Here is a 23,850-nt window from a genome sequence, read left to right as displayed (position 1 = left end):
CGTAATTACTGTTAATTTTTGAGTGTGTATACAATATAGGAATTCACATAACAATGCAATTGATAACAGTTATCGTTTACATTGCGTTGTTTGAGTGGTAGGATTTCGCCGAAATTAAATATGTACCTTAAATTAACAATAGTTAAGTGCTTAATAAAAACTACGGAGTAACCATGAGTAAGCCATCGAATAAAGTAAATACCTACGTGAAGCCAATTGCAGCGGTTGTTACAGCAACGCTTTCAACTTGGGCAAGTGCACAAGATGTTCAAGAGCTGGCTGTAGTAAAAGCACAAACGGTAACTGAGTCTAGCTATGTTGTTGAAAAATCAACGTCGCATAAATACACTCAACCGCTACTTGATACAGCTAAAACTGTAACGGTAATTAACCAAGCGGTAATGAAAGATAGAAACGTAGATAGCTTACGTGATGCTTTACGCAATGTGTCTGGTATTTCTTTAGCAGCAGGTGAGGGTGGTTCACCTACTGGCGATAGCATGTCGATTCGTGGTTTTAGTGCTACAAATGATATTTTTGTAGATGGTATTCGTGATGTTGCAGGTTATACACGTGATATTTACAACATTGAAGCCGTTGAAGTTGCAAAAGGCCCAGGCTCTGCAGTTTCTGGTCGTGGCGCAACAGGTGGTAGTGTTAATTTAGAAAGTAAAAAGGCGAAGTTAGACAGCTTTAACGACGTTTCGCTACGTTTAGGCACAGAAAACGATTACCGTGGTCGTTTTGATACTAACATTCAAGTAAACGACACAAGCGCACTACGTATCAATCTTCTTACTGATAAAGGTGATGTTGCAGGTCGTGACCATGTTGAAAACGAAACAAATGCTGTTGCGCTTGCATTTGCAACAGGGCTTGGTACAAACAGCCGTTTTGATTTAAACCTAGAGTATCAACGCCAAGACAATTTACCAGATTACGGCATTCCGTGGGTTTACAGCGATACGCCTGTAGCTGAACTTGCAGATAGCGCGCGCTCACCTTCTCCTGTCGATTTTGATAACTTTTACGGTAATATTTATCGTGATTACGAAGATATTGAAGCCTACTCAACAACAGCTCGTTATGAGTATGATTTTTCTCAAAATACTACGTTACGTGTTCAAGGTCGTTTAGGTAAAGTAAAACGTGAATCAGTAACAACTGCACCGCGTTACTTTTCTGTTACAACAGACACTGACATTACCTTTGCAGATGAAAAAACACGTGATACAGAAAATTCACTTGCTGCACTTCAAGTTGATTTAATTGGTAACTATGAATTTGCTGGCTTTACTCACGATGTTGTAGTGGGTGTTGAACTTGCAAATGAAACGTTTACACGCCATAACTTTGTTGCAACTACGCCTGATAACCTAATTGAAGATGGAATACGCAACGACTTATACAATCCTGATGCAACAATTGCATTTACGGGTGTGTACGGCCGTGACGGTACAAGCATTGAAGCTAAAGCTAAAAACCAAGCTATTTATGCATTTGATACAGTGACACTTAACAAGCAATGGGAAGTTACAGGCGGAATTCGCTTTGATAGCTTCACTACGGATTATCACAACGATTACAATGACCCAAGCGCTTTAATTTCTACAAGTGACGACTTATTTAGCTGGAATGCAGCTGTAGTTTATAAACCTACAGAAAACGGCAGTGTATATTTAGGCGCAGGTAATTCATTCAATCCATCAGCGGAAAGCCTAACGGTATCTACGCGTTCAAATGCAGCTGATTTAGACGCAGAAGAAAGCCGCAGTTATGAATTAGGAACTAAATGGAGCCTAATGGATGGTCGCCTGCAAACTAATGCTGCACTTTTCCGTACTGAAAAAACCAATGCCCGTACTGATGACCCATTTGCAGATAGCTCAAGTGACGAAATACTCGGTGGTGAACAGCGTGTACAAGGTTTAGAGCTTTCAGCAACTGGACTAATTACTAAAGAGTGGACTGTAATTGCTTCATACACTTACCAAGATAGCGAAGTAACTAAAGCATTAGGCGACGACGCAACTCAAATTGGTAACGAGCTTGCACGTACGCCTAAAAATAGCGCGAGTGTTTGGACTACGTACGATATGTCGGATAAATTATCGTTTGGTTTAGGTGCGCAATATGTAGGTGAGCGTTACAACGGGACTACGTCAACACGCTCTCGTGCGCCAGGTTATACTATTTTTGACCTGATGGTTGCGTATGACATATCAAAAGATTTGAGCCTGCAGTTTAATGGTGAAAACTTAGGTGATAAAGATTACGTTGATCAGTTAGGTGGTGGACACTTTGTACCAGGTGATGGTCGTAAGTTTAGCTTAACAGCGAGCTACTCTTTCTAAGAGTAAAATAAGTACGGCATAAAAGGGCAGAGTTAACTCTGCCCTTAATTATTTGATGAAAATGTGAGAGGGCGCACATGCTAGTTAAAATTCCAGAGCTACTAACGAAAGAAGAAGTGGCTTATTGTCATGAGGTTTTGCTTAAAGCGCAGTGGGCCGATGGCAGTATTACCGCAGGGCATCAATCAACCAAAGCAAAAAATAACTTACAGCTACCTGAAAATAGCCCTGAATGCCAAGAGCTCGGCGACATTATTATGGCAGCTCTTGCGCGTAGTAATTTGTTTATGTCGGCTGCACTTCCTGCAAAAATTTTTCCTCCGCTTTTTAACTGTTATCAAGGTGGTCAATCGTTTGGTGTGCATGTAGATAATGCGATTAGACAGGTGCCGGGTACGCCAGTAAAAATTCGTACAGATGTATCAATGACGTTATTTATTAATGACCCCGAAGACTATGAGGGCGGTGAACTTGTTATTGAAGACACTTATGGCTCACATAGCGTAAAGCTGCCAGCAGGCAGTATGGTGTTGTACCCTTCAACGAGTTTACATCGTGTAATGCCAGTAACGAGTGGGCGTAGATTAGCCTCATTTTTTTGGTTACAGAGCATGATTAACAGCGACGAAAAACGTGGTTTACTCTTTGATTTAGATATGTCGATTCAAAGTTTGCGCAGCAAGGTAGAAGATAGCCCAGAGATTATTCAATTGACGGGGGTTTATCATAACTTGCTAAGACAGTGGGCGCAGACATAACGAAGATACTCGTTATTAAATATTAAATATTGGATATTAGATATAAGTAATTAAAAGCTGCGCTCTTCGCGTGAGCAAGCTCTACGCCTACAGTCAAAACTTAACGCTGTGGTTAAATTACTTGTAGACGCCCAGCTTGCTGGCGTGACGCGCGAAGCTCGTAATTTCTAGGTTTTGGTCTCTTCTCATTTACTCCTCTTTTTCTTCTCTTTGTGCAATAAGATTTTAAGTGATTTATTCACAACGAGGCCAGGAGGACGCTGCGCTTTAGAGAAACCAAAATTAAGTAACAATCAGTTTTAAATATTAAAAGCTGCGCTTTTCGCGTGAGCAAGCGCTACGCCTACAGCCAAAACTTAACGCTGTGGTTAAATTACTTGTAGACGCGCAGCTTGCTGGCGTGACGAGCGAAGCTCGTAATTTCTATGTTTTCTGACTTGCCCTTTTTACTTAACCCTTATAACCGTTAGGGTTATTTGACTGCCAACGCCATGTATCTTGCATCATTTCATCAATACCGCGCACTGCTTCCCAGCCAAGTTCATTAAGTGCTTTTTCTGGCGCTGCATAACACGCTGCGATATCACCAGGGCGGCGAAGTGAAACCTGATAGGGTACAGCCTGATCGCTTGCTTTAATAAATGCATTAACCATTTGTAGTACAGAGTAACCGTTACCAGTACCTAGGTTATAAACTAATGCCCCCGTGCTGCTGGCAATTTTATCAAGCGCTTTTAAATGACCAATAGCTAAATCTACAACGTGTATATAGTCGCGTACACCTGTGCCATCAACTGTGTCGTAGTCATCACCAAATACAGCGAGTTGTTTTAATTTACCTACCGCTACTTGTGCGATAAACGGTAAAAGGTTATTTGGAATACCATTAGGATCTTCACCAATTAAGCCCGACTCATGTGCACCCACTGGGTTAAAGTAACGCAAAATAGCAAACGCAAAGCGCTCATCTGATTTAGCGATATCTTGTAGCATCATCTCAACCATCAGCTTAGATGTGCCGTACGGGTTAGTAGTACCGCCTACAGGGAAGTCTTCTTTAATTGGTAAGCTTGCAGGGTCGCCGTATACCGTGGCTGACGAGCTAAATACTAATTTAAATACACCAGCGTCGCGCATTGCATCAACAAGCGTAAGCGTACCTTGTACATTGTTTTGATAGTACTCAATGGGCTTTGCAACCGACTCGCCCACTGATTTTAAGCCCGCAAAATGTATAACACTATCAACTGTGTGTTTTGCAAATACTGAATCTAAAAAGAATTTATCGAGAATATCGCCTTGGTAAAAAGTGGCCTCTTTGCCTGTAATATTCTTTACGCGCGCAAGTGATTCTTGTGATGAGTTACTTAAATTATCAATAACAACAACATCGTTACCTTGCTGTAAAAGTTCTAAAACAGTGTGCGAGCCAATATAGCCAGCGCCACCGGTTACTAAAATAGTCATGAAAGCTCCGTGGGTACCTTTTATCAATTGAGTTAATTTCACCATAAATAGAGGTGATTTACATGCTTTATCTGTAATTTCTATAGTTTAAATAACATCTTTTTTTAATAACGGTAAATTAAGTACTTTTGATTACATTTTACTCAGTACAAGTAACACTTTATACGTAAGATTAAGTTATAGTTAATAAACAAGTGCTAAAATGAGTCTAGTAATAGCTAATGCTAGGTTTACTCCAATCTACACTTTTGTGATTGGTCTACCTCTTTGGAGAAAGATATGAATTTAGTTAAAAAAATAGCAACAACAATGTATATCGCATTACCTGCGCTTGCCCATGCTGGTGAGTCTGTTGTTAAATGGCATGACTTTAATGATTATCGTGATGTGCGAGCGTCAAACCAAACAAAGAGCTCATATCACAAAAGTGTGGCAGCAAGTTTCGAAAAGCATATGGCTAAACTAGCCGAGCAATTGCCAAAAGACTATAAATTAAACGTAGAGTTTACAGATTTAGATTTAGCAGGTGATGTGCGTTATGGTGGTATGGACGAAATTCGTGTAGTAAAACCAATTTATTTTCCACGCATTAAGTTAAATTATTCGTTAACCGATAACGACGGTACAGTGCTAAGTAAAGATACTGATGTGGAGCTTAAAGATATGGGCTTTATGGATAAAATTAAAATGGGCCGCGACGAATCATTTTATTACGAAAAGCGCTTATTAACAGAGTGGTTTGGTGAACAAATATTACCAAGTTTAGATTAACTGAAAATAAAAATGCCGCTAAATAGCGGCATTTTTATTTTTAAGCTTTACTTAAAAGTAGCTAACAACGTGAGCATTTGTTGTAACTTAATAACGGTTGTTTTCAGTTTTTCTTCTTCAAAACCATCGTTAGATAAGCTTTCAACATCAGCGGCTACGTCAAGTACGTAAGGCTTAAAACGTTTAGCTTCAAAGCTAAAGCCAGAATCGGCAGTAAATAAGGCTTTAAACTTACCGTGACCTTGCTGTTGAAGCTCGTCGAGTTTTTTGTCAGCATCAAGTGCCTGACGGTAAACAATTTTTAAGTTGGCATTGAGTTGTTCAATAATAGAATCCATGGTTTTCCTAAAGCTTTGCACTGCATTGCCGACATAATACTTGGATTACATTTAAAAGTCAGGTTTGTTATATGAATATATCAGGCACAAGTTTACCCGCTGTTTCTGGCTCAGGCCAAGGCAGTGAGCTTTACAGCGCTGCTTTATCTAAAAAGCAGCAGTTAGCAGATGGCGCGGCGGCTCTTGCACTTATTGAAGGTGCTGCACAATCGTCAAGTGCGCAAACACCGGCTAAATCGGTAACAGCATCATTGGGTAACAACGTAAATATATACGTTTAAATACTGTTTTAAATTAGCTTAAGATCGATAGGTGTTTTGCTTTTTTGACCACCGATTTCTCTTACTAATTTAGGCACTAAAAATCCAGGCAGAGCTTTTAATAGCTCTGCCATTATTTTTATAGCGTCTTCTTCGTTAATATCAAAGTGGCTGGCCCCTTCAACTTTATCGAGCAAATACAAATAATACGGTAATACGTCTGCGTCAAATAACGCTTCGCTTAAATTTATTTGCGCATCGAGCGTATCGTTCACATCTTTTAAAATTACAGCTTGGTTTAAAAGCGTTACGTTTGCTTGTTTAAGCTTTTGCATAGCTGCTTTAAAATCAGCGTCTATTTCGTTGGCGTGGTTTATGTGATTAATAAAAATAATTTTTAATGGCGATTTTGCTAATCTCTCACATAACTCATCGGTAACTCGCGCCGGTATAACTACTGGCAAACGGCTATGAATTCGCATTCGTTTTATTTGTGGTAATTGCTCAAGCTCATCCAAAAACCAGCTTATTGCATCGTCTTTGGCCATCAGTGGATCGCCACCACTTAAAATCACTTCGTTTATATTGCTATCTGATTTTATATAGCTCAGTGTTTCTAGCAGACTTTTTTTATTGAGTTGGTTTTCTTGATACGGAAAATGCCTTCTAAAGCAGTAACGACAATTTACAGCACAGCCGGTTTTAAACATCACTAAAACACGCGATTTGTACTTATGTAAAAGGCCTGGTTGGTCGTTATCTTGCTCAAGTAGGGGATCTTTATTAAAACCCGATTTAGTCAAAAATTCTTGATGGCGTGGCATAACTTGTAGCAAAAGAGGATCGTTTGGATCGCCTTTGCGTATTTTTTTTATAAAAGGGATAGGCACACGTACCGGAAATAAACTACGGGCTTTTAGGTCGTTTTCATGGACTTGGCTCGATAAACCGACCATTTCAAGCAAGGTTTTTGGGCAGGTAACTACATTTGCTAATTCTTTTTGCCAGTTTTTATGCAAATTTGCTTCATTTCTTTGTATCATTGGCATGTAGATTACTCGAAAAAATATAAATAGAGGAAACGATGGCGAATTATAGCACCAACGAGTTCAAGGGCGGCCTAAAAATTATGATGGACGGCGAGCCTTGCAGTATCTTAGAAAATGAAATGGTAAAACCTGGTAAAGGCCAGGCGTTTAACCGTGTTCGTATCCGTAAACTTATCTCTGGTAAGGTGCTTGAAAAAACCTTTAAATCGGGTGAATCAGTTGAAGGTGCTGATGTAATGGATACTGATTTAGCGTATCTATACACAGACGGCGAATTTTGGCATTTCATGAACAACGAAACATTTGAGCAAATTGCTGCTGACGAAAAAGCACTAGGCGATTCAGTAAAATGGTTAGTTGAAAATGATTTATGCACAATTACATTATGGAACGGCAGCCCTATTGCTGTTACACCACCTAACTTTGTTGAGCTTGAGATCACTGAAACAGATCCTGGCCTTAAAGGCGATACAGCGGGTACTGGTGGTAAACCAGCAACGCTTAGCACAGGCGCTGTGGTACGAGTTCCATTATTCGTACAAATTGGCGAAGTAATTAAAGTAGACACTCGTAACGGTGAATACGTAAGCCGTGTTAAGTAAGCTTTAACATTGTTTATAAAATCCCAGCTTACGCTGGGATTTTTTTTGGAGAAAATATGTCAGCAGATCTTTGGGCCCCAAGCGCAAGCATTGAAACACTAAAACAACGCGCAGCGATATTACGTAGCATCCGTGAGTTTTTTTATGTACGTAACGTTTTAGAAGTAGAAACGCCAAGCTTAAGTGCTGCCAGTGTAACTGATGTGCACTTAGCCAGTTTTAATACCACATTTGTAGGCCCAGGGCATGCTGGTGGGCTTCCTCTATTTTTACAAACATCTCCAGAGTTTGCCATGAAACGCTTGTTAGCAGCAGGCTCAGGCGCTATTTTTCAGCTTTGTAAAGCATTTAGAAATGAAGAAGCGGGTAGCCATCATAATCCTGAATTTACTATGCTGGAATGGTATCGCCCAGGCTTTGATGAATTTGCACTTATGGATGAAATGGATGAGCTAATGCAGCTTGTTTTAGGCGTCGAGCCTGCAACTAGACTTACCTATCAGCAAGCATTTGAAAAAGCACTCGGCCTTGACCCATTAACAGCAAATATAGAGCAATTAAAGCAGCTTGCTTGTGAGCAGGGGTTTGCTGATATAGCCCAAAATGAAACGCATAAAGATACCTTACTACAATTATTATTTTGTATGAAAGTGGAGCCTACAATAGGACAAGATAAACCGTGTTTTGTTTATCATTTTCCAGCTTCTCAAGCGGCACTTGCACAAATTTGTGAACATGATGCACGCGTAGCTGGGCGCTTTGAGCTTTATTACAAAAATATGGAATTGGCTAACGGCTTTAACGAACTCACAAATGCTAGTGAGCAAGCTAAACGTTTTAATGAAGATAACACATACCGCGCTAACAACGGTTTAAAGCAAGTACCAATGGATACGCGTTTAATTAAAGCGCTGGAGCATGGATTACCACAATGCGCAGGGGTTGCTTTGGGGATTGATAGGCTGGTAATGCTCGCAACAAATAAAGAAAAAATTAAAGACGTAATAGCGTTTGATGTGCAAAGAGCGTGATGCTTGGCCTGTAGGCGCACAGCTTGCTGGCGCGTTAAAGCGAAGCTTTAAAAAAGTTGTTCGATTATATGCCGGTTATGCTTAGTTTAAAGTAATTAGAAGCAGCGCTTCTCACGTGAGCAAGCTCGACGTCTTGTATCTCTCATTGATATGCAAAGAGCGTGATGCTTGACCTGTAGGCGTGCAGCTTGCTGACGCGTTAAAGCGAAGCTTTAAGCTCTTTTTATTTGGTTAGTTTAAAGTAATTAGAAGCTTCGCTTCTCACGTGAGCAAGCTCTACGTCCACAACACATTTTATTATTATTTATGTCTGATATGCAAAGAGCGTAATGCTTGGCTTGTAGGCGTAGCTGGAATACCTGTAGGTGCGAATTTATTTCGCGCTCATGTAATTTAACTTTATAAAAAGTGAGGTATAAAACCTCACTTACAAATAAAAACACCGCGTTTAATTTAAACGCGGTGTTTTTATTTGCTTGCAGAAAGCTTTCATTTGAAAGCCAACGGCTGTGCTTTACAGATTAAGTGTAAACGTAACACCTGCAACACGAGGCTCACCTAATTGTGTGTAGGTATGCGTTGCGTAACCATCTTGTGGATCGTTACCAAACTCAAAACCACGTGTAGGGACTGTCTCGTCAAACACGTTACGAGCCCATGCGCGAACTGCCCACATGTCTGCTTCGTAGCCAAAGCTTAAGTTAACTAAGTTGCTGCTTGGTGCCTGTGAGTTATGACTATCTGAGAAGTAGTAGTCGTCCTTACCTTCAACACCAATCATACCGTAAAGCTCACTTGTAAAGTTATAGCGAGCAGTAAACGCATACTGGTATTTAGGTGACTGTGCTTGCTCACGACCGTCTTGGTTTAAGCCAGACTGCGTTACAAAGTCATCTATTTCAGTGTTTAAGTAACCAGCACTACCCGTTAAAAATAGATTATCAGTTAGTTGGTAACTACCTTCAACTTCTAATCCGTAGTTGCTACCAGAACTTGCGTTATCAACATAACCGGTAAATTGCTGACCTTCTACTTGCCATGCTTTTAACTGAATATCGTCGCGGTGCATGTAAAATGCAGCTAAGCGAAGCGTAAATTTGTCATCAAGCGATGAGCCTTTAACACCAAACTCGCCACTCCATAAATATTCAGGGTCGAAACTGGTGTGTTGCTGGAAAAAATCAGCGCTTAGGTTTAAGCCTTCATCTTTGGCTTTAGCAAGCGCTTCGGAGTTAATACCGCCAGCTTTGTAGCCACGCGTAATGCTGGTGTAGATCATAGTGCGATCAATCACTTGATATTCAAGTGCTATTTTACCGCCAACCATTACGTCGTCGGTGTCTTGTATAAAGCCATTGCTATCGGTGTAGTCGCCTTGGTATTGCTCTACACGTAAACCTGTAATTAATGTTGTTTTAGGGCCAATTGGAGTCGCTACTTGACCATATACTGCAACGTTACTCGTTTCGTAAGTTGAAGAAAACGGGCTTGCTAACCATGTGTATTGGCGCTCTAAATCAACGTCACGGTTTTGGTAATAAATACCCGCAACCCAGTTACCTGTTTTAGAATTAAATTGTAAATCTACAGATTGGTCATCGCGATCGCGGCTGTAAAGATCGGTTGAGCTGTATCCATCAGGATGTAAGCCAGCAGCACATAACTTTGGCTCACTTGTATCGTTACATACCCAGTCTTCGTCAAAGCTGTAAAGTAATTCGGTATCAATAGCCGATAGGTTTAGATTTAAATCAAAAGCGTCAAAACCGGTGTAGGTATTAGCGAGACCAATTGCGTAGCTTTCTTGATTATCTTGGCCTGGTTCATCGGCAACACTATTGCGGCTGTTATCGAGTGTGAACGCATCGTAACCATTGTTTATGTCAATATAGTGAAGGTTTAACTCAGTATTTAAATGCTTTGTAAGCTGACTGTTTATTTTAAAGCGGGCTACTTGTTCGTCTTGATTTTGTGTTTCGTCATTTAAGTATAAGTTATCTACGTAACCGTCTGACTTTCTGCGAAAGTAGCTAACGCGTGCGCTAGTGTCATCTGTTAAACCAGTGCTTGCTGCAATACCTGCTTCGCGGGTGTTGTACGTGCCAGCACCTACTTGTAATTTTAAACTTGGATCGCTTGTGGCTTTAGCTGAACCCATTTGGATCATACCGGCCATACCGTCTGCGCCAAAGCGTGTACCTTGTGGGCCACGATAAATTTCTACTTGGTCTATATCAAATAATAATGAGCTGCCACCAAGACCAGAATAGTTAATACCATCAATAACTAAGCCTACAGATGGATTAATAGGGTCTACAAATTGTGAGCGAAGTCCCACGCCACGAATTTGGATGTAACGACCACGCGACGCACCAGATGCAAAATTTACATTGGCGGCACTGCCTAACATTTCGTTTAAGTAACTTGCACCACGTTGATTAATTTCATCTTCGCTGAATAAGCTCGCACTCGCGCTTAAAGTTTGAATGCTTTCGCGCTGAAAATCGCCTGTTACAACAATTCTTTCTAGGTCGCTATCATCAGCGTTAGCTGCAATTGGTGCACCAAGCAGCGGTAAAAGTGCGGCAGTAATTAAAGACAAACGTAAGTTCATTGGGTTACTTAACTCCATTTTAGGGACTCGTATGGTAGCAATTATTTAAACACATGTGCTATAAACGCGGCAATTATACGTTAAATAATCAGGATTACTAATATGACCTTTAAAGTTGACTTCAAAGTACGTGATTACGAATGTGACTTACAAGGTATCGTAAATAACAGTGTTTATTTTAATTATTTAGAGCATGCTCGCCATGAATTTTTGTACGCACACGGTATTGATTTTGCTCAATTAGCGAAAGATAAAATTAACCTAGTCGTGATGCGCAGCGAAATGGACTATAAACATTCACTATTACCAGGTGATGAATTTTATGTGGCTGTGGAGCCGCAGCGTATTAGTCGTTTAAAATTTGCGTTTAAGCAAACGGTTATACGTAAAAGGGATGAAAAAGTAATGCTCAATGCACTGGTTATAGGAACGTCTATTAATGAAAAAGGTAGGCCGTTTTTACCAGAGCAAATAGATAACGTATTCAAAACTACAACTTAGTACTTAATCGCATAACTTTTGAACTATCATAGAACAAAAATTTACATTTAAAACATGCATTTTTAACGGATAAAGGGCATAAATATTGTTACAATTACATTAATTAGACAATTAGTTAGTAGTAGTATGAAATTAGCAGCAATACCGATGCTTATAGTCGGTTTATGTGTTGGTTGCGCATCAACAGGGACGGTTACCAGTGAGCAGCTTAAATACACCCAATGGCAATTATCACGTGTTGATGGTTTAGCAATTCCACCTTCGTTTAACGCATCAATGAGCTTTATTGAAGCGCTGCAAGTAAACGGCTTTGCTGGCTGTAACAAATTTTTTGGTGAAGGCTCGCTTGAAGAAAGTAACCTTACCATCAGTAAATTAGGAATGACGCGCAAGTCGTGCGGCGAAGACCTTGATGAGTTTGAGCAGCAGTTATTACAAGCCTTAAAGCAAGGTGCCGAGCTTAAAATGCAAGACCAGCAATTAGTCATGCAAGGCGAGCAAACATTTGTGTTTATCCCTAAATAATTTTAAGTTTTTGAAAAACAGCCCCTTGCGGGCAGTTTTTAACTGACGTACACTCAGCGGAGATTTGATGGATAACACCTTCAAATTAACGAACAGAATTTATATATCAATACTTGTCGGAGTGCCAAAGCTAAGTAATTAGTTTTTGGCTGAGATCGCGAAAGCGGGATCCGTGAACCTGATCAGGTTAATACCTGCGTAGGGAACAAGCTGCCTAAAATGGGACGCTTGTGCGTCTTTTTTTATGCGCACAATAAAGTGATTTATTTTTTAGGCTGCAAAGTAGCATGTACGCTACTTTACGATCTTTCTCTATTCCTCGGAATATCTGACAAGACAACCCTTAAGCAATGAGGCAAGTCATGTCAAATACTACAAATAAAGCGTCACGCCGAGAAACTCGTGCTGCCGCGTCTGAATATATTTATAACTTAACGGGTCAACCGTTCCCAAACTCTCATAAAGTATACGTTGAAGGTACTCAACCTGGTGTGCGTGTTGGTATGCGTGAAATCACATTAAGTGATACGTTTATTGGTGGCACAGATGAAAACCCTGTTTATGAGTCAAACGATCCGCTACGTGTTTACGATACGTCGGGTCCGTATACCGATCCTAATTTTGAACTAGATGTACGCAAAGGTTTACCAAAATTTCGTGAGCAGTGGATTGAAAGTCGTGGTGACACCGAAGTTCTTGAATCTGTTACGTCGCAGTTTTCGCAGCAACGCATGGCAGACGAAGGGTTGGATCATATTCGCTTTGATCACCTACCAAAAATTCGCCGTGGTAAAACAGGTAAAAACGTAACGCAAATGCACTACGCACGCCAAGGGATTATTACTCCTGAAATGGAATACGTAGCCGTTCGCGAAAATATGGGACGTGCAGAAATTCGTAAAGAATTACTAGCCGCGCAGCATAAAGGCGAGTCGTTTGGCGCGAGTATTCCTGAATTTATTACCCCAGAATTTGTACGCGATGAAATAGCCCGTGGTCGCGCTATTTTACCAAATAATATAAATCATCCAGAAACAGAACCTATGATTGTAGGGCGTAACTTTTTAGTAAAAGTTAACGCCAATATTGGTAACTCATCGGTTAGCTCATCGATTGAAGAAGAAGTAGAAAAAATGGTGTGGTCTACCCGCTGGGGCGCAGACACCGTGATGGACTTATCAACGGGACGTTACATTCACGAAACGCGTGAATGGGTTGTACGTAACTCGCCTGTACCTATTGGCACAGTACCGATTTATCAAGCACTTGAAAAAGTAAATGGTGTGGCTGAGGATTTAACGTGGGAAATTTTCCGCGATACGCTTATTGAACAAGCCGAGCAGGGTGTTGATTACTTTACTATTCATGCCGGTGTACTGCTTCGTTACGTACCAATGACCGCTAAACGTGTAACCGGTATTGTGTCGCGTGGTGGCTCAATTATGGCTAAATGGTGTTTAGCGCATCATAAAGAAAACTTTTTATACACACACTTTGAAGACATTTGCGAAATTTTAAAACAATACGATGTGTGTTTTTCACTCGGTGATGGACTTCGCCCAGGCTCTATTGCTGATGCCAACGATGAAGCACAGTTTAGTGAGCTTCGCACATTAGGTGAACTGACTAAAATTGCGTGGAAGCACGACGTTCAAGTATTTATTGAAGGCCCTGGACATGTGCCAATGCACATGATTAAAGCCAATATGGACGAGCAATTAAAACATTGCGACGAAGCGCCATTTTATACTTTAGGCCCGTTAACGACCGATATTGCACCAGGGTATGACCATATTACTTCTGGTATTGGTGCCGCTCAAATAGCATGGTACGGCTGTGCAATGCTTTGCTATGTAACACCTAAAGAGCATTTAGGTCTGCCAAATAAAGAAGATGTTAAAGAAGGCTTAATTACCTATAAAATAGCTGCACATGCCGCCGATCTAGCAAAAGGGCACCCAGGCGCGCAAGAGCGTGACAACGCCTTGTCTAAAGCGCGCTTTGAGTTTAGATGGTACGACCAATTTAATATTGGTTTAGATCCAGACCGAGCTCGCGAATACCACGACGAAACCCTTCCGCAAGAATCAGGTAAAGTTGCTCACTTTTGCTCTATGTGTGGTCCTAAATTTTGTTCGATGAAAATTAGCCAAGAGGTACGCGATTACGCTAAAGATCTAGAATCACGCGGTATTGATCCAAACAACGCTGGCGACGCTATTGAAATAAAAATGATTGATGTAGAAGCCGAAATGAAAGCTAAGTCAGCTGAGTTTAAGCAAACAGGCTCAGAGATTTACCACAAAGCGGTATAAAGTAATTATCGCTAAAAGTTAGATGCAGACGTAGGTGAGGTTTTATACCTCGCTTCTTTAAAAATTGAAGAAGTGCGAGTGAATTCGCACCTACTAATAACTGCTTTGGAGGTTTTTATGTCTTATAACATTGCGGTGGTTGGGTTTGGTTTAGCGGGCAGGTTAGCTGCCCTTACGCTGAGTAAACAGCACCATGTCACTGTTTTTGAAGCAGATGACGAGCATACTCAAAATAGCGCAGGTAAAGTGGCAGCAGCAATGCTTGCCCCGCTTGCAGAGTCAGTATTGTGCGAGGCTGATTTAGCTTTAATGGGTCTTGATTCAATGAAGCGTTGGCCGGGCATTATTGCGGAGCTTGAAAGTGAAGTTTTCTTTCAGCAGCAAGGCACTTTGATCATTGCGCACCAGCAGGACAAAGGCGATTTACAAAGCTTTGCACAGCGTATAAAACCGCTAGCTGATCACACTGCCGAGCATATAAATGCTCAACAAATTGCAATGCTTGAACCTGAACTTGCAGGGCGTTTTAACCAAGGTCTATTTTTACCCTGCGAGGGGCAAATAGATAACCAAGCATTTTATAAAGCCAGCTTTGCACAGCTCAACAAACGCAAAGTAAAGTTTGTATTTAATCAGCGCGTAACCATTGGCGACAACAAAATAAACAATCGACCATTCGATTATATTATTGATTGCCGTGGGCTTGGTGCTAAAAATACTCAAGATGATAAACCGCTTAGAGGTGTGCGCGGCGAAGTAGCAAGGTTATACGCACCAGAGGTAAGTTTAATCAGGCCCGTGCGTTTAATGCACCCGCGTTATCCAATTTATATAGCGCCTAAACCTAACAGTGAATATGTAATTGGTGCGACTGAAATCGAATCGCAAGACAGCGGCGCGGCAACAGTGCGCTCAACTCTTGAGTTACTTTCAGCAGCTTATACCGTACACAGCGGGTTTGCCGAAGCACGGCTACTTAGTATTCAAACCGGATTACGCCCCGCATTTAGCGATAATCGCCCAGAAGTATCACAAGTTGGCAATGTAATTAGTATTAACGGCTTGTATCGCCATGGTTATATGTTGGCGCCGGCATTAGTGGCGCAAGCAGTTTCACGAATAGAATGAGAAAAAATGAACATTACAATTAATGGCGAGCTACTTAATGTTAATAGCAAAGCACTCGTTGAGGTACTTCAGCATTTTGGTGCAGTCGCGCCTTTTGCTGTGGCTGTTAATGGCGAATTTATTGCGCAAAGTCAGCACGGTAACTATGTACTTAATGAAGGCGACAGTGTTGAGTTGCTGTCACCCATTCAAGGCGGATAAAGCTCATGCAAACTAAAGACTGTTTAACTATTTATGGAGAGCAAATAAAGAGTCGTTTATTAATAGGCTCTGCGCTTTATCCGTCGCCCGACATTATGACCCAATCGATAGTCGCCTCTGGGGCTGAAATTGTAACCGTCTCGCTTAGGCGCCAACAAAGTGCAGCAGCCGGTGATGGCTTTTGGCAGTTAATAAAAAATACCGGTTTAAAAATACTCCCTAATACCGCAGGGTGCCACAGTGTTAAAGAAGCGATAACGCTTGCAAAAATGTGCCGAGAGGTATTTTCTACCGATTGGATAAAGTTAGAACTGATTGGCGATGATTACAATTTACAACCAGACCCTTTTGCGCTACTTGAAGCGACAAAAATATTGATTGATGATGGCTTTAAAGTATTGCCTTATTGCACCGATGACTTAGTACTTTGCCAGCGTTTAAATGAGCTAGGGTGTGAGGTGCTTATGCCATGGGGGGCACCAATAGGCACCGGTAAGGGATTGTTAAATAGCTATAATTTAAAAACTATTCGAGAGCGCTTACCCGATACCACATTAATAGTAGATGCCGGTTTAGGTTTGCCATCGCATGCATGCCAAGCACTCGAAATGGGGTATGATGCGGTATTATTAAATTCAGCCATTGCAGGGGCGGGTTGCCCAATTACTATGAGCCGTGCATTTAAAGCTTCAGTAGAAGCAGGGCGCTTTGCATACAAAGCAAAAGCGATGCCGGAAAAAGACGTTGCAGCCCCATCAACCCCAACAATGGGTATGCCATTTTGGCATCAGCAGTGAAGGAAAGAATATGAATAACGTAGTGTGGACAATTGCCGGATCTGATTCTGGCGGCGGTGCCGGTATTCAAGCTGATATAAAAGCAATGCAAAGTTTTGATGTACATGGCTGCACGGCAATTACGGCGCTTACTGCACAAAATAGTTTAGGTGTAGAGGCTATTAATGCAGTGTCTACCGATATTATTGAATCGCAGTTACTAGCGCTTGAAAAAGACATGAAAGCCAAAGTGATAAAAATTGGCATGTTAGCCAATGTGCAGCAAATTCAGTTGATCAGCGAACATATAAGTCACTATAAAGCTAAGTGGCCTGTGCCTCCCGTTATTGTATATGACCCTGTCGCTATTGCCTCAAGCGGTGACTTACTAACAGAAGAGGACACCGTCAGCGCAATAAAAGAATGTTTACTGCCGCTGGTGGATGTAATAACCCCAAACACCCACGAAACACAGTTATTAACCGGTGTGTATTTAATTGGCCCAGCTGCAATAAAAGAAGCGGCTAATAAGCTATTAAGTTGGGGTGCAAAAGCCGTTGTTATTAAAGGCGGACATTGGGATTACCCAAGTGGCTACTGCATTGATTATTGTATTGATAGTAATACGCAAAATGGTGAAGAATACTGGTTAGGAAATCAAAAAATACAAACACCACATAACCACGGCACCGGGTGTAGCATGGCTTCGGTAATTGCTGCGTGTTTAGCTAAAGACTACCCATTAAAAGATGCCTTTATTTTAGCTAAGGCATATATAAACCAAGGGCTAAAACAGTCTATTCGATACGGCGAGGGGATTGGACCGGTTGCTCAGACCTCGTTTCCCACTAATTTAGCTGACTACCCACAAGTAATTGAGCCAGGCAGCTGGCTGGGTGATGAACTAGATTTTGATGTGCCGCTTGATTTTAATATGGCGGCAGATTTTGCGGCTTGTGAAAGTAAATCGCTGGGCTTATATGCGGTTGTTGATAGCACCGATTGGTTAGAAAAGTGCTTACAACAAGGCATTAAAACAGCGCAGTTACGCGTTAAAAATAAAACGCAAGACGAGCTTGATGCGCTCATTAAGCAAGCTGTTGAGCTGGGCAAGCAATACAACGCACAGGTATTTATAAACGACTACTGGCAGTTAGCTATTAAGCACGGTGCATATGGCGTGCATTTAGGACAAGAGGATTTAGAGATTGCTAATTTGGCAGCAATTAAAGACGCTGGGTTAAGGCTTGGGCTTTCTACTCATGGTTTTTATGAAATGCTGCGTGCGCATAATTATCGCCCTAGTTACATGGCATTTGGTGCTATTTACCCAACCACAACAAAAGACATGACAGGTCAAATACAAGGCCTTGAAAAGCTCATTAAATTTGTACCACTTATGCAAAGCTACCCAACGGTAGCAATAGGTGGTATTGATTTAAGCCGTGCTGAGCAGGTAGCGAAAACTGGCGTGGGCAGTGTTGCTGTAGTGCGTGCTATTACCGAAGCTGATAATTACGTAGAGGCTATAAGCGCTCTGCAAGTAGCCATAAGCAGTGCAAATTAATACTAACAAGGCCGGTAAACGTGAATGAGCTAAGCGATAAAGAAACCCTGCGTTACAGTCGCCATTTATTGCTTGAAAAAGTTGGGCTTGAAGGGCAGTTAACGCTTAAATCCTCAACGGTTGCAGTTGTGGGTGCTGGCGGGTTGGGTAGCCCAGCACTTTTGTATTTAGCTGCGGCGGGCATTGGAACGCTTATTTTAATTGACGATGACGAAGTTGAGCTTTCAAATTTACAGCGCCAAGTGCTTTATAAAATAAACCACTTAGGGCAAAACAAGGTCGTTGCAGCGGGTAAAGTATTAGCGAGTCTTAATAATCAAATAGACATAGTAACGCATTGCCAAAAGTTAGATGAGAATAATGCAGTTAACATGCTAAAAGGTGCTGACATCGTACTTGATTGCTCTGATAACTTTAGCACTCGCTATAGCGTTAATCGTTATTGTATTGCTAATAAAACACCGTTAATTTCGGGTGCTGCATTGGCAACCAAAGGGCAGTTAATGGGCTTTGATTTTAGGCAAAGTGATAGCCCATGTTATGGCTGTGTTTTTCCACAAAGCGAAGCTACACCCGTTATCAATTGCAGTAACGCAGGAGTGATTAGCCCGCTACTTGGTGTAATAGGCTCTATGCAGGCGCAACTTACGCTCAACTTATTACTAGGTCATTTAAGTGGCAGTGTATTTATAACGTTTGATGCGCTTACTTTAAAGCAGCAGCACTTTAAAGTGATTAAAGATTCAGAGTGTAAAGAGTGTGGAAAATAGGTTTGAAAGGAGCCTGTTCCTATTATTACATATGGCGTTAACAAACTAAAAGCTGCGCTTTTCGCGTGAGCAAGCTTCACGCCTACAGTACATCAAAACTCTTACACCAAGCTTGTATACGCACAGCTTGCTGGCGTGACGAGCAAAACTCGTAATTATTATGTTTTGGTGTCTTCTCATTTACATCTCCTTTGCTTCTCTTTGTGCAATAAGATCTTAAGTGATTTATTCACAAAGAGGTTAAGAGGGCGCTGCCCTTTTCGCGTAAGCAGGCTTTGCGCCTACAAAAATAAAAAACCGCGTTTAAATGACGCGGTTTTTTTATTTCTAATTAACGATTTATTTTAATCGTTAATTTTTGCAAACGCAGTACCTAAGCGAGTAACCACTTCTGGTAGTTGATCTTCCAGTATTTCAGCTTTATCAGCACCCCATGCTAGTACCACAGTAGAGCCTAATTTAAAGCGACCCATCTCTTCACCCTTTTTAAGCGTGATAGCGTTATCGCCAGTGGTTGGGTAATTCCAACTAAATACATCGCTACCTGCTGGTGGCGTGACAGTACCTGCCCAAATAGTTTCTATACTGGCTACAATTGTTGCACCAACAAGTACCATAGCAAGCGGACCAATCTCAGTTTCAAAAATTGCTACTACCCGTTCGTTACGTGCAAACAAGTTAGGCACGTTTTGCGCTGTAAGTGGGTTTACTGAAAATAAATCACCTGGCACGTAAATCATTTTGCTTAGTGTGCCATCTATAGGCATATGAATACGGTGGTAATCTTTAGGCGCTAAATAAATAGTGGCAAACTTACCGCCTAAAAATGGTGTTGTATCATCTTGTGAGCCGCCTAGTAGCGCTTGTAAGCTGTAATCGTGACCTTTAGCTTGTATTAGCTGTCCGTCAACAATATCACCTAGCTGGCTGATTGCGCCATCCACTGGATGAATGATGATATCGCTACCATCTACCATTGGGCGCATGCCTTCTTTTAGAGGGCGAGTAAAAAATTCATTAAAGCTTTTATAATGAGCCGGATCTGGGTATTGGGCTTCGCTCATATCTACTTTGTATTGCTTAATAAATAGTTTAATTAATGTGGTTGTTAAAGCACCCGCTTTTGCAGCAGCTAATTTGCCGACTACGCGTGAAATAAAATGTTTTGGCATTGCGTACTGCATTGCGATTTTAAATTTGTCTAAACTCACAGTATTTTTCCTAAATTATACGCGAGGCGCACGGGCGCCTGCACGGCCATCGGCCATTGTTTCTAAAATTCGGTGGTAGCTGTCAAAGCGCAATTGAGAAATTCTTCCATCGGCTACTGCTTCTTTAACGATGCAACCCGGATCGTTTAAATGTTTACAGTCTCTAAAGCGGCACCCGCCTATAAATTCTCTAAATTCTTTAAAACACCACGTTACACGCTCAACATCTAAATGCCACAAACCAAACTCACGAATACCTGGCGAGTCAATTAGGTTACCGCCACTTGGCAAATGGTGAAGGCGTGAAACAGTTGTTGTGTGCTGGCCTAAGCCGCTGTTTTCAGATACTTCTTTAGTTAATATTTCAGCGTTAGGCAATACAGTATTAACGAGGGTTGATTTGCCCACACCACTTTGGCCAACAAAAATATTATTTTTATCAACAAGTACTTCTTTTAATTTATCAATACCATCGCCTGATATATTACTAACAAGGAGTACTTGGTAATCAAGTTTACGATAGATATCGAGAACTTTTTGTATTTCGTTAAGGCCTGCTTCGTCAATTAAATCGGTTTTATTGAGCACTAAAATTGGCTCAATGCCCATATCTTCACAGGCTATTAAATAACGGTCGATAATACTAGGGGTAAACTCGGGTAATACAGCCGATACCATGAGTATTTGGTCAATGTTGGCTGCAATAACTTTAACACCGTCGTAAAAGTCAGGGCGGGTAAGTTGCGAACGACGCTCTTGCGTGGCTTCAATTACACCGGCTAAATCACCTTCACTTACTTTGGCACGGCGAAACAATACTTCATCACCACATACTAAATTAGACACAGTACGGCGTATATTACAGCGAAGTACATCGCCATTTTCAGTTTCGACATCGGCGTGTTGGCCAAAACGACTGATCACAATTGCGCTCTCGACCTGACCTAAGTTATCGGTTTGCCATTCTTGCGCCCCTTTCTTAGCCGGTCTTGAGTCTGCGCTATTAATGCGCTTTTGGTGATTGGCCTTGATCTGACGCGATTGGCCTTTACTTAATTTTTTTTGTTTTGCCACTGGAGGCCTATAACCTTAGTTAAATGTCGCTTTTCCTAAAAAAAGCTTTAGCTCGACGGTTGATGCTAATATGATATATCGAAATGCGTTGGATCTAAAGGAAAGCACCGCTTAGGTAATTATGACTATTAATAAATCAAATTTAATTTGGCTCGATCTTGAAATGACAGGGCTCGAACCAGAGACCGATAAAATACTCGAAATTGCGACGGTTGTCACTGACGCAGACCTGAATATATTAGCCGAAGGGCCAACTATAGCTATTCATCAAAGTGATAAATTACTAAATGGCATGGACGAGTGGTGTACTACTCAACATGGTAAGTCGGGTTTAACAGCACGCTGCAAAGCAAGTACCTTTGATGAGGCCTATGCTGTAGAGCAAACTTTAGCGTTTTTAAAGCAGTGGGTACCAGCAGGCACTTCGCCAATGTGTGGTAATTCAATTGGTCAAGACCGCCGCTTTATGAATAAATATATGCGCGAGCTTGAAGACTTCTTTCATTACAGAAATCTTGATGTGAGTACTATTAAAGAATTAGCACGTCGCTGGAAACCAGAAGTGCTTGCAAAAGTGAACAAAAAAGGCTCACACCTTGCTTTGGATGACATTAAAGATTCGATTATGGAATTAAAAGTCTATAGAGAAAATTTCTTTAATTTGTAAAAAACACTTGCAAACAGACTGTATTATTGTAGAATCCTGCCCCGCTCAAGACGATAACCCACGCGGGGTTAGTGTGTTTGAGTGATTGAATTACCATCAATAAATGCGGTACTAGCTCAGTTGCTAGAATGTTGAACGCGATCTGTCGCGCACCAACGTAAAATAACTGAAGAAGTGAAAATGCGGTACTAGCTCAGTTGGTAGAGCGCGACCTTGCCAAGGTCGAGGTCACGAGTTCGAGCCTCGTGTACCGCTCCAATTTCTAACCAAAAGAAATTGTAGTGTTGAATGAAAGTATAATGCGGTACTAGCTCAGTTGCTAGAATGTTGAACGCGACCTGTCGCGCACCAGCGTAAAATAACTGAAGAAGTGAAAATGCGGTACTAGCTCAGTTGCTAGAATGTTGAACGCGACCCGTCGCGCACCAACGTAAAATAACTGAAGAAGTGAAAATGCGGTACTAGCTCAGTTGGTAGAGCGCGACCTTGCCAAGGTCGAGGTCACGAGTTCGAGCCTCGTGTACCGCTCCAATTTCTAACCAAAAGAAATTGTAGTGTTGAATGAAAATATAATGCGGTACTAGCTCAGTTGCTAGAATGTTGAACGCGACCTGTCGCGCACCAACGTAAAATAACTAAAGAAATAAAAATGCGGTACTAGCTCAGTTGGTAGAGCGCGACCTTGCCAAGGTCGAGGTCACGAGTTCGAGCCTCGTGTACCGCTCCAATCTTTTTATATCCTTTCAAAATTTTCTGTATTAAAAATCATAAATAAAATTATAATTTAAAATCTCTCTTATCTACTTTATTCTATATGTAACATTCAGCATTGAAGTTTTGGTTATTAGAAGCTATCGCTTCTCGCGCGAGCAAGCTTTGCGCCTACAAGAAAGATGTTGTACTTTGAAGGTATGAGTGAGGTAGGAAGAGTTAATACTTTGAAACCTGAAGCTTTTGTTAAAACAGCTCCCCCTGAATAGTCGCTATAATTCGTCTAGAGCCACCAGAATCACGATGTTCACCTAAATAAATGCCTTGCCATGTACCTAGCGCTAAATAACCATTTGAAATAGGGATACTTAACTCGCAGCCTAACGTACTGGTTTTAATATGTGCGGGCATGTCGTCGTCACCTTCATAATCGTGGCGATAATAAGATTGACGCTCAGGAACGAATTTATTGAAATGGCTTTCCATGTCCATACGAACAGTGGGATCTGCATTTTCGTTTATTGTAAGGCTCGCTGAGGTATGCTGAATAAATAAATGTAACAAGCCTATTTTGTAACTCGCCAGTTCAGGAAGTTGAGATAATATTTCGCCATCAATTATATGAAAACCTCGCGGGCGAGGTTTTAATGTAATTTGCTTTTGCTGCCAACTCATAGTTTATCGAAGCTAACTTCAATGTTTGCATTTCCCGCATCACAACTAAATGGCATGATGATTTTTTTACCTTGGCTTTTATGAGTAATTGTATGATCTTTACCCGACACCACAATAGGCGTTGCCATATCAAAGTCGAAACCTTTCTCGCCAAGTAAGTTTTTAGCACCACCAGTTACCATGTTGGTTATTTCGCCAACCATATCTGTAACTTCTTCATCTATAGTGTCAGGGCGTTCGCCAAGCATGCGCTCCATGATGGTGAGTGCTAGTTCTTCGTCGAATGTAATTGAAAATGATCCACGCGTTTGCGGCCCAACCATACCAATGAGGCCTGAAACATCACCACAGGCTATCTCGTCAGTTTTAATACGTGGCTTACCTGGTTTTAATTGAGTTTGAGCCATAGTGCTTAAAACATTAATTAAAGAAGATAAAAAAGGATTGATGAACTCTACATTCATAGTGATTACTCTTAAGTTAGT

At 41.2% G+C, this 23,850-nt stretch carries 23 protein-coding genes, 3 tRNA genes and 1 riboswitch; of the genes, 18 read left to right on the top strand and 8 right to left on the bottom strand.

Going from position 1 to position 23,850, the window contains the following annotated elements; all coding sequences use genetic code 11:
• The first annotated feature begins 173 nt into the window (after positions 1 to 173).
• Positions 174 to 2,354 (top strand): TonB-dependent siderophore receptor, encoded by a 2,181-nt coding sequence (locus GQR54_RS07955; RefSeq protein WP_166377074.1) that lies wholly within the window; start codon positions 174 to 176, stop codon positions 2,352 to 2,354.
• Positions 2,355 to 2,431: 77 nt separating this feature from the next.
• Complete coding sequence (locus GQR54_RS07950; RefSeq protein ID WP_165729231.1) at positions 2,432 to 3,112, top strand: Fe2+-dependent dioxygenase; 681 nt, start codon at positions 2,432 to 2,434, stop codon at positions 3,110 to 3,112.
• Between the two features lie 450 nt (positions 3,113 to 3,562).
• Here GQR54_RS07950 and galE read toward each other — a convergent pair whose 3' ends face one another.
• Positions 3,563 to 4,579: a UDP-glucose 4-epimerase GalE gene (galE, locus tag GQR54_RS07945; RefSeq protein WP_166377073.1), complete on the bottom strand. Its 1,017-nt coding sequence runs from the start codon at positions 4,577 to 4,579 to the stop codon at positions 3,563 to 3,565.
• 279 nt (positions 4,580 to 4,858) lie between these two features.
• Between galE and GQR54_RS07940 the strand changes: the two genes are divergently transcribed.
• Positions 4,859 to 5,350, top strand: a complete 492-nt coding sequence (locus tag GQR54_RS07940; RefSeq protein WP_166377072.1) for a DUF3016 domain-containing protein — start codon at positions 4,859 to 4,861, stop codon at positions 5,348 to 5,350.
• 47 nt (positions 5,351 to 5,397) lie between these two features.
• On the opposite strand, the gene GQR54_RS07935 is transcribed toward GQR54_RS07940, so the two are convergent.
• Positions 5,398 to 5,688 (bottom strand): prephenate dehydrogenase, encoded by a 291-nt coding sequence (locus tag GQR54_RS07935; RefSeq protein ID WP_166377071.1) that lies wholly within the window; start codon positions 5,686 to 5,688, stop codon positions 5,398 to 5,400.
• Between the two features lie 71 nt (positions 5,689 to 5,759).
• On the opposite strand from GQR54_RS07935, the gene GQR54_RS07930 reads away from it, so the two are divergent.
• On the top strand, positions 5,760 to 5,969 hold the full coding sequence (locus GQR54_RS07930) for a hypothetical protein (protein WP_002960797.1): 210 nt from the start codon (positions 5,760 to 5,762) through the stop codon (positions 5,967 to 5,969).
• Between the two features lie 8 nt (positions 5,970 to 5,977).
• On the opposite strand, the gene epmB is transcribed toward GQR54_RS07930, so the two are convergent.
• Positions 5,978 to 6,991: an EF-P beta-lysylation protein EpmB gene (epmB, locus tag GQR54_RS07925; RefSeq protein WP_033026995.1), complete on the bottom strand. Its 1,014-nt coding sequence runs from the start codon at positions 6,989 to 6,991 to the stop codon at positions 5,978 to 5,980.
• A 41-nt stretch (positions 6,992 to 7,032) separates the two neighbouring features.
• Here epmB and efp point away from each other — a divergent pair, with 41 nt between their 5' ends.
• Positions 7,033 to 7,599 (top strand): elongation factor P, encoded by a 567-nt coding sequence (efp, locus tag GQR54_RS07920; RefSeq protein ID WP_010555265.1) that lies wholly within the window; start codon positions 7,033 to 7,035, stop codon positions 7,597 to 7,599.
• A gap of 56 nt (positions 7,600 to 7,655) precedes the next feature.
• Positions 7,656 to 8,630 (top strand): elongation factor P--(R)-beta-lysine ligase, encoded by a 975-nt coding sequence (gene epmA / locus GQR54_RS07915; RefSeq protein ID WP_166377070.1) that lies wholly within the window; start codon positions 7,656 to 7,658, stop codon positions 8,628 to 8,630.
• Between the two features lie 514 nt (positions 8,631 to 9,144).
• Here the strand turns inward: epmA and GQR54_RS07910 are convergent.
• Entirely contained in the window at positions 9,145 to 11,262 is a 2,118-nt protein-coding gene (locus GQR54_RS07910; protein WP_197192485.1) for a TonB-dependent receptor, read from the bottom strand.
• An 84-nt stretch (positions 11,263 to 11,346) separates the two neighbouring features.
• Between GQR54_RS07910 and GQR54_RS07905 the strand changes: the two genes are divergently transcribed.
• The 8 genes from GQR54_RS07905 (at position 11,347) to GQR54_RS07870 (ending at position 19,027) form a co-directional block, all read left to right on the top strand.
• Positions 11,347 to 11,745 carry an acyl-CoA thioesterase gene (locus GQR54_RS07905; protein WP_166377069.1) on the top strand — a complete coding sequence of 133 codons (399 nt, stop codon included), beginning with the start codon at positions 11,347 to 11,349 and terminating at the stop codon, positions 11,743 to 11,745.
• A 126-nt stretch (positions 11,746 to 11,871) separates the two neighbouring features.
• Positions 11,872 to 12,270: an META domain-containing protein gene (locus GQR54_RS07900; RefSeq protein ID WP_282569959.1), complete on the top strand. Its 399-nt coding sequence runs from the start codon at positions 11,872 to 11,874 to the stop codon at positions 12,268 to 12,270.
• 107 nt (positions 12,271 to 12,377) lie between these two features.
• Positions 12,378 to 12,492, top strand: a riboswitch (TPP riboswitch).
• 140 nt (positions 12,493 to 12,632) lie between these two features.
• Entirely contained in the window at positions 12,633 to 14,585 is a 1,953-nt protein-coding gene (gene thiC / locus GQR54_RS07895) for a phosphomethylpyrimidine synthase ThiC (RefSeq protein ID WP_166377068.1), read from the top strand.
• A gap of 117 nt (positions 14,586 to 14,702) precedes the next feature.
• On the top strand, positions 14,703 to 15,713 hold the full coding sequence (locus GQR54_RS07890; RefSeq protein ID WP_166377067.1) for an FAD-dependent oxidoreductase: 1,011 nt from the start codon (positions 14,703 to 14,705) through the stop codon (positions 15,711 to 15,713).
• 6 nt (positions 15,714 to 15,719) lie between these two features.
• Positions 15,720 to 15,914, top strand: a complete 195-nt coding sequence (gene thiS / locus GQR54_RS07885; protein ID WP_166377066.1) for a sulfur carrier protein ThiS — start codon at positions 15,720 to 15,722, stop codon at positions 15,912 to 15,914.
• 5 nt (positions 15,915 to 15,919) lie between these two features.
• Positions 15,920 to 16,711, top strand: a complete 792-nt coding sequence (locus GQR54_RS07880) for a thiazole synthase (RefSeq protein ID WP_166377065.1) — start codon at positions 15,920 to 15,922, stop codon at positions 16,709 to 16,711.
• A 10-nt stretch (positions 16,712 to 16,721) separates the two neighbouring features.
• Positions 16,722 to 18,257: a thiamine phosphate synthase gene (gene thiE / locus GQR54_RS07875; RefSeq protein ID WP_166377064.1), complete on the top strand. Its 1,536-nt coding sequence runs from the start codon at positions 16,722 to 16,724 to the stop codon at positions 18,255 to 18,257.
• A 20-nt stretch (positions 18,258 to 18,277) separates the two neighbouring features.
• Complete coding sequence (locus tag GQR54_RS07870) at positions 18,278 to 19,027, top strand: HesA/MoeB/ThiF family protein (protein WP_166377063.1); 750 nt, start codon at positions 18,278 to 18,280, stop codon at positions 19,025 to 19,027.
• 344 nt (positions 19,028 to 19,371) lie between these two features.
• Here GQR54_RS07870 and asd read toward each other — a convergent pair whose 3' ends face one another.
• A complete protein-coding gene (gene asd / locus GQR54_RS07865; protein ID WP_197192482.1) occupies positions 19,372 to 20,238 on the bottom strand; it encodes an archaetidylserine decarboxylase in 867 nt (288 codons plus the stop codon).
• Positions 20,239 to 20,253: 15 nt separating this feature from the next.
• Positions 20,254 to 21,312, bottom strand: a complete 1,059-nt coding sequence (rsgA, locus tag GQR54_RS07860) for a small ribosomal subunit biogenesis GTPase RsgA (protein ID WP_010554253.1) — start codon at positions 21,310 to 21,312, stop codon at positions 20,254 to 20,256.
• 121 nt (positions 21,313 to 21,433) lie between these two features.
• Here rsgA and orn point away from each other — a divergent pair, with 121 nt between their 5' ends.
• From orn to GQR54_RS07840, 4 genes are all read left to right on the top strand, one after another.
• Positions 21,434 to 21,979, top strand: coding sequence for an oligoribonuclease (gene orn, locus GQR54_RS07855; protein WP_166377062.1), 546 nt, complete (start codon positions 21,434 to 21,436; stop codon positions 21,977 to 21,979).
• A 182-nt stretch (positions 21,980 to 22,161) separates the two neighbouring features.
• Positions 22,162 to 22,237: transfer RNA gene (locus tag GQR54_RS07850), tRNA-Gly, on the top strand.
• A gap of 197 nt (positions 22,238 to 22,434) precedes the next feature.
• Positions 22,435 to 22,510 (top strand) — tRNA-Gly (locus GQR54_RS07845).
• Positions 22,511 to 22,630: 120 nt separating this feature from the next.
• Positions 22,631 to 22,706: transfer RNA gene (locus GQR54_RS07840), tRNA-Gly, on the top strand.
• 230 nt (positions 22,707 to 22,936) lie between these two features.
• On the opposite strand, the gene GQR54_RS07835 is transcribed toward GQR54_RS07840, so the two are convergent.
• Positions 22,937 to 23,365, bottom strand: coding sequence for a secondary thiamine-phosphate synthase enzyme YjbQ (locus GQR54_RS07835; protein ID WP_166377061.1), 429 nt, complete (start codon positions 23,363 to 23,365; stop codon positions 22,937 to 22,939).
• Positions 23,362 to 23,829 carry a chemotaxis protein CheX gene (locus GQR54_RS07830; RefSeq protein ID WP_166377060.1) on the bottom strand — a complete coding sequence of 156 codons (468 nt, stop codon included), beginning with the start codon at positions 23,827 to 23,829 and terminating at the stop codon, positions 23,362 to 23,364. Before GQR54_RS07830 ends, GQR54_RS07835 begins: the two co-directional genes overlap by 4 nt.
• Positions 23,830 to 23,850 lie beyond the last annotated feature (21 nt).

This window comes from Pseudoalteromonas sp. Z9A4, assembly GCF_011378845.1.
Taxonomy (GTDB): Bacteria; Pseudomonadota; Gammaproteobacteria; order Enterobacterales; family Alteromonadaceae; genus Pseudoalteromonas; species Pseudoalteromonas arctica.
This window is presented reverse-complemented; position numbering and strand designations above follow the sequence as displayed.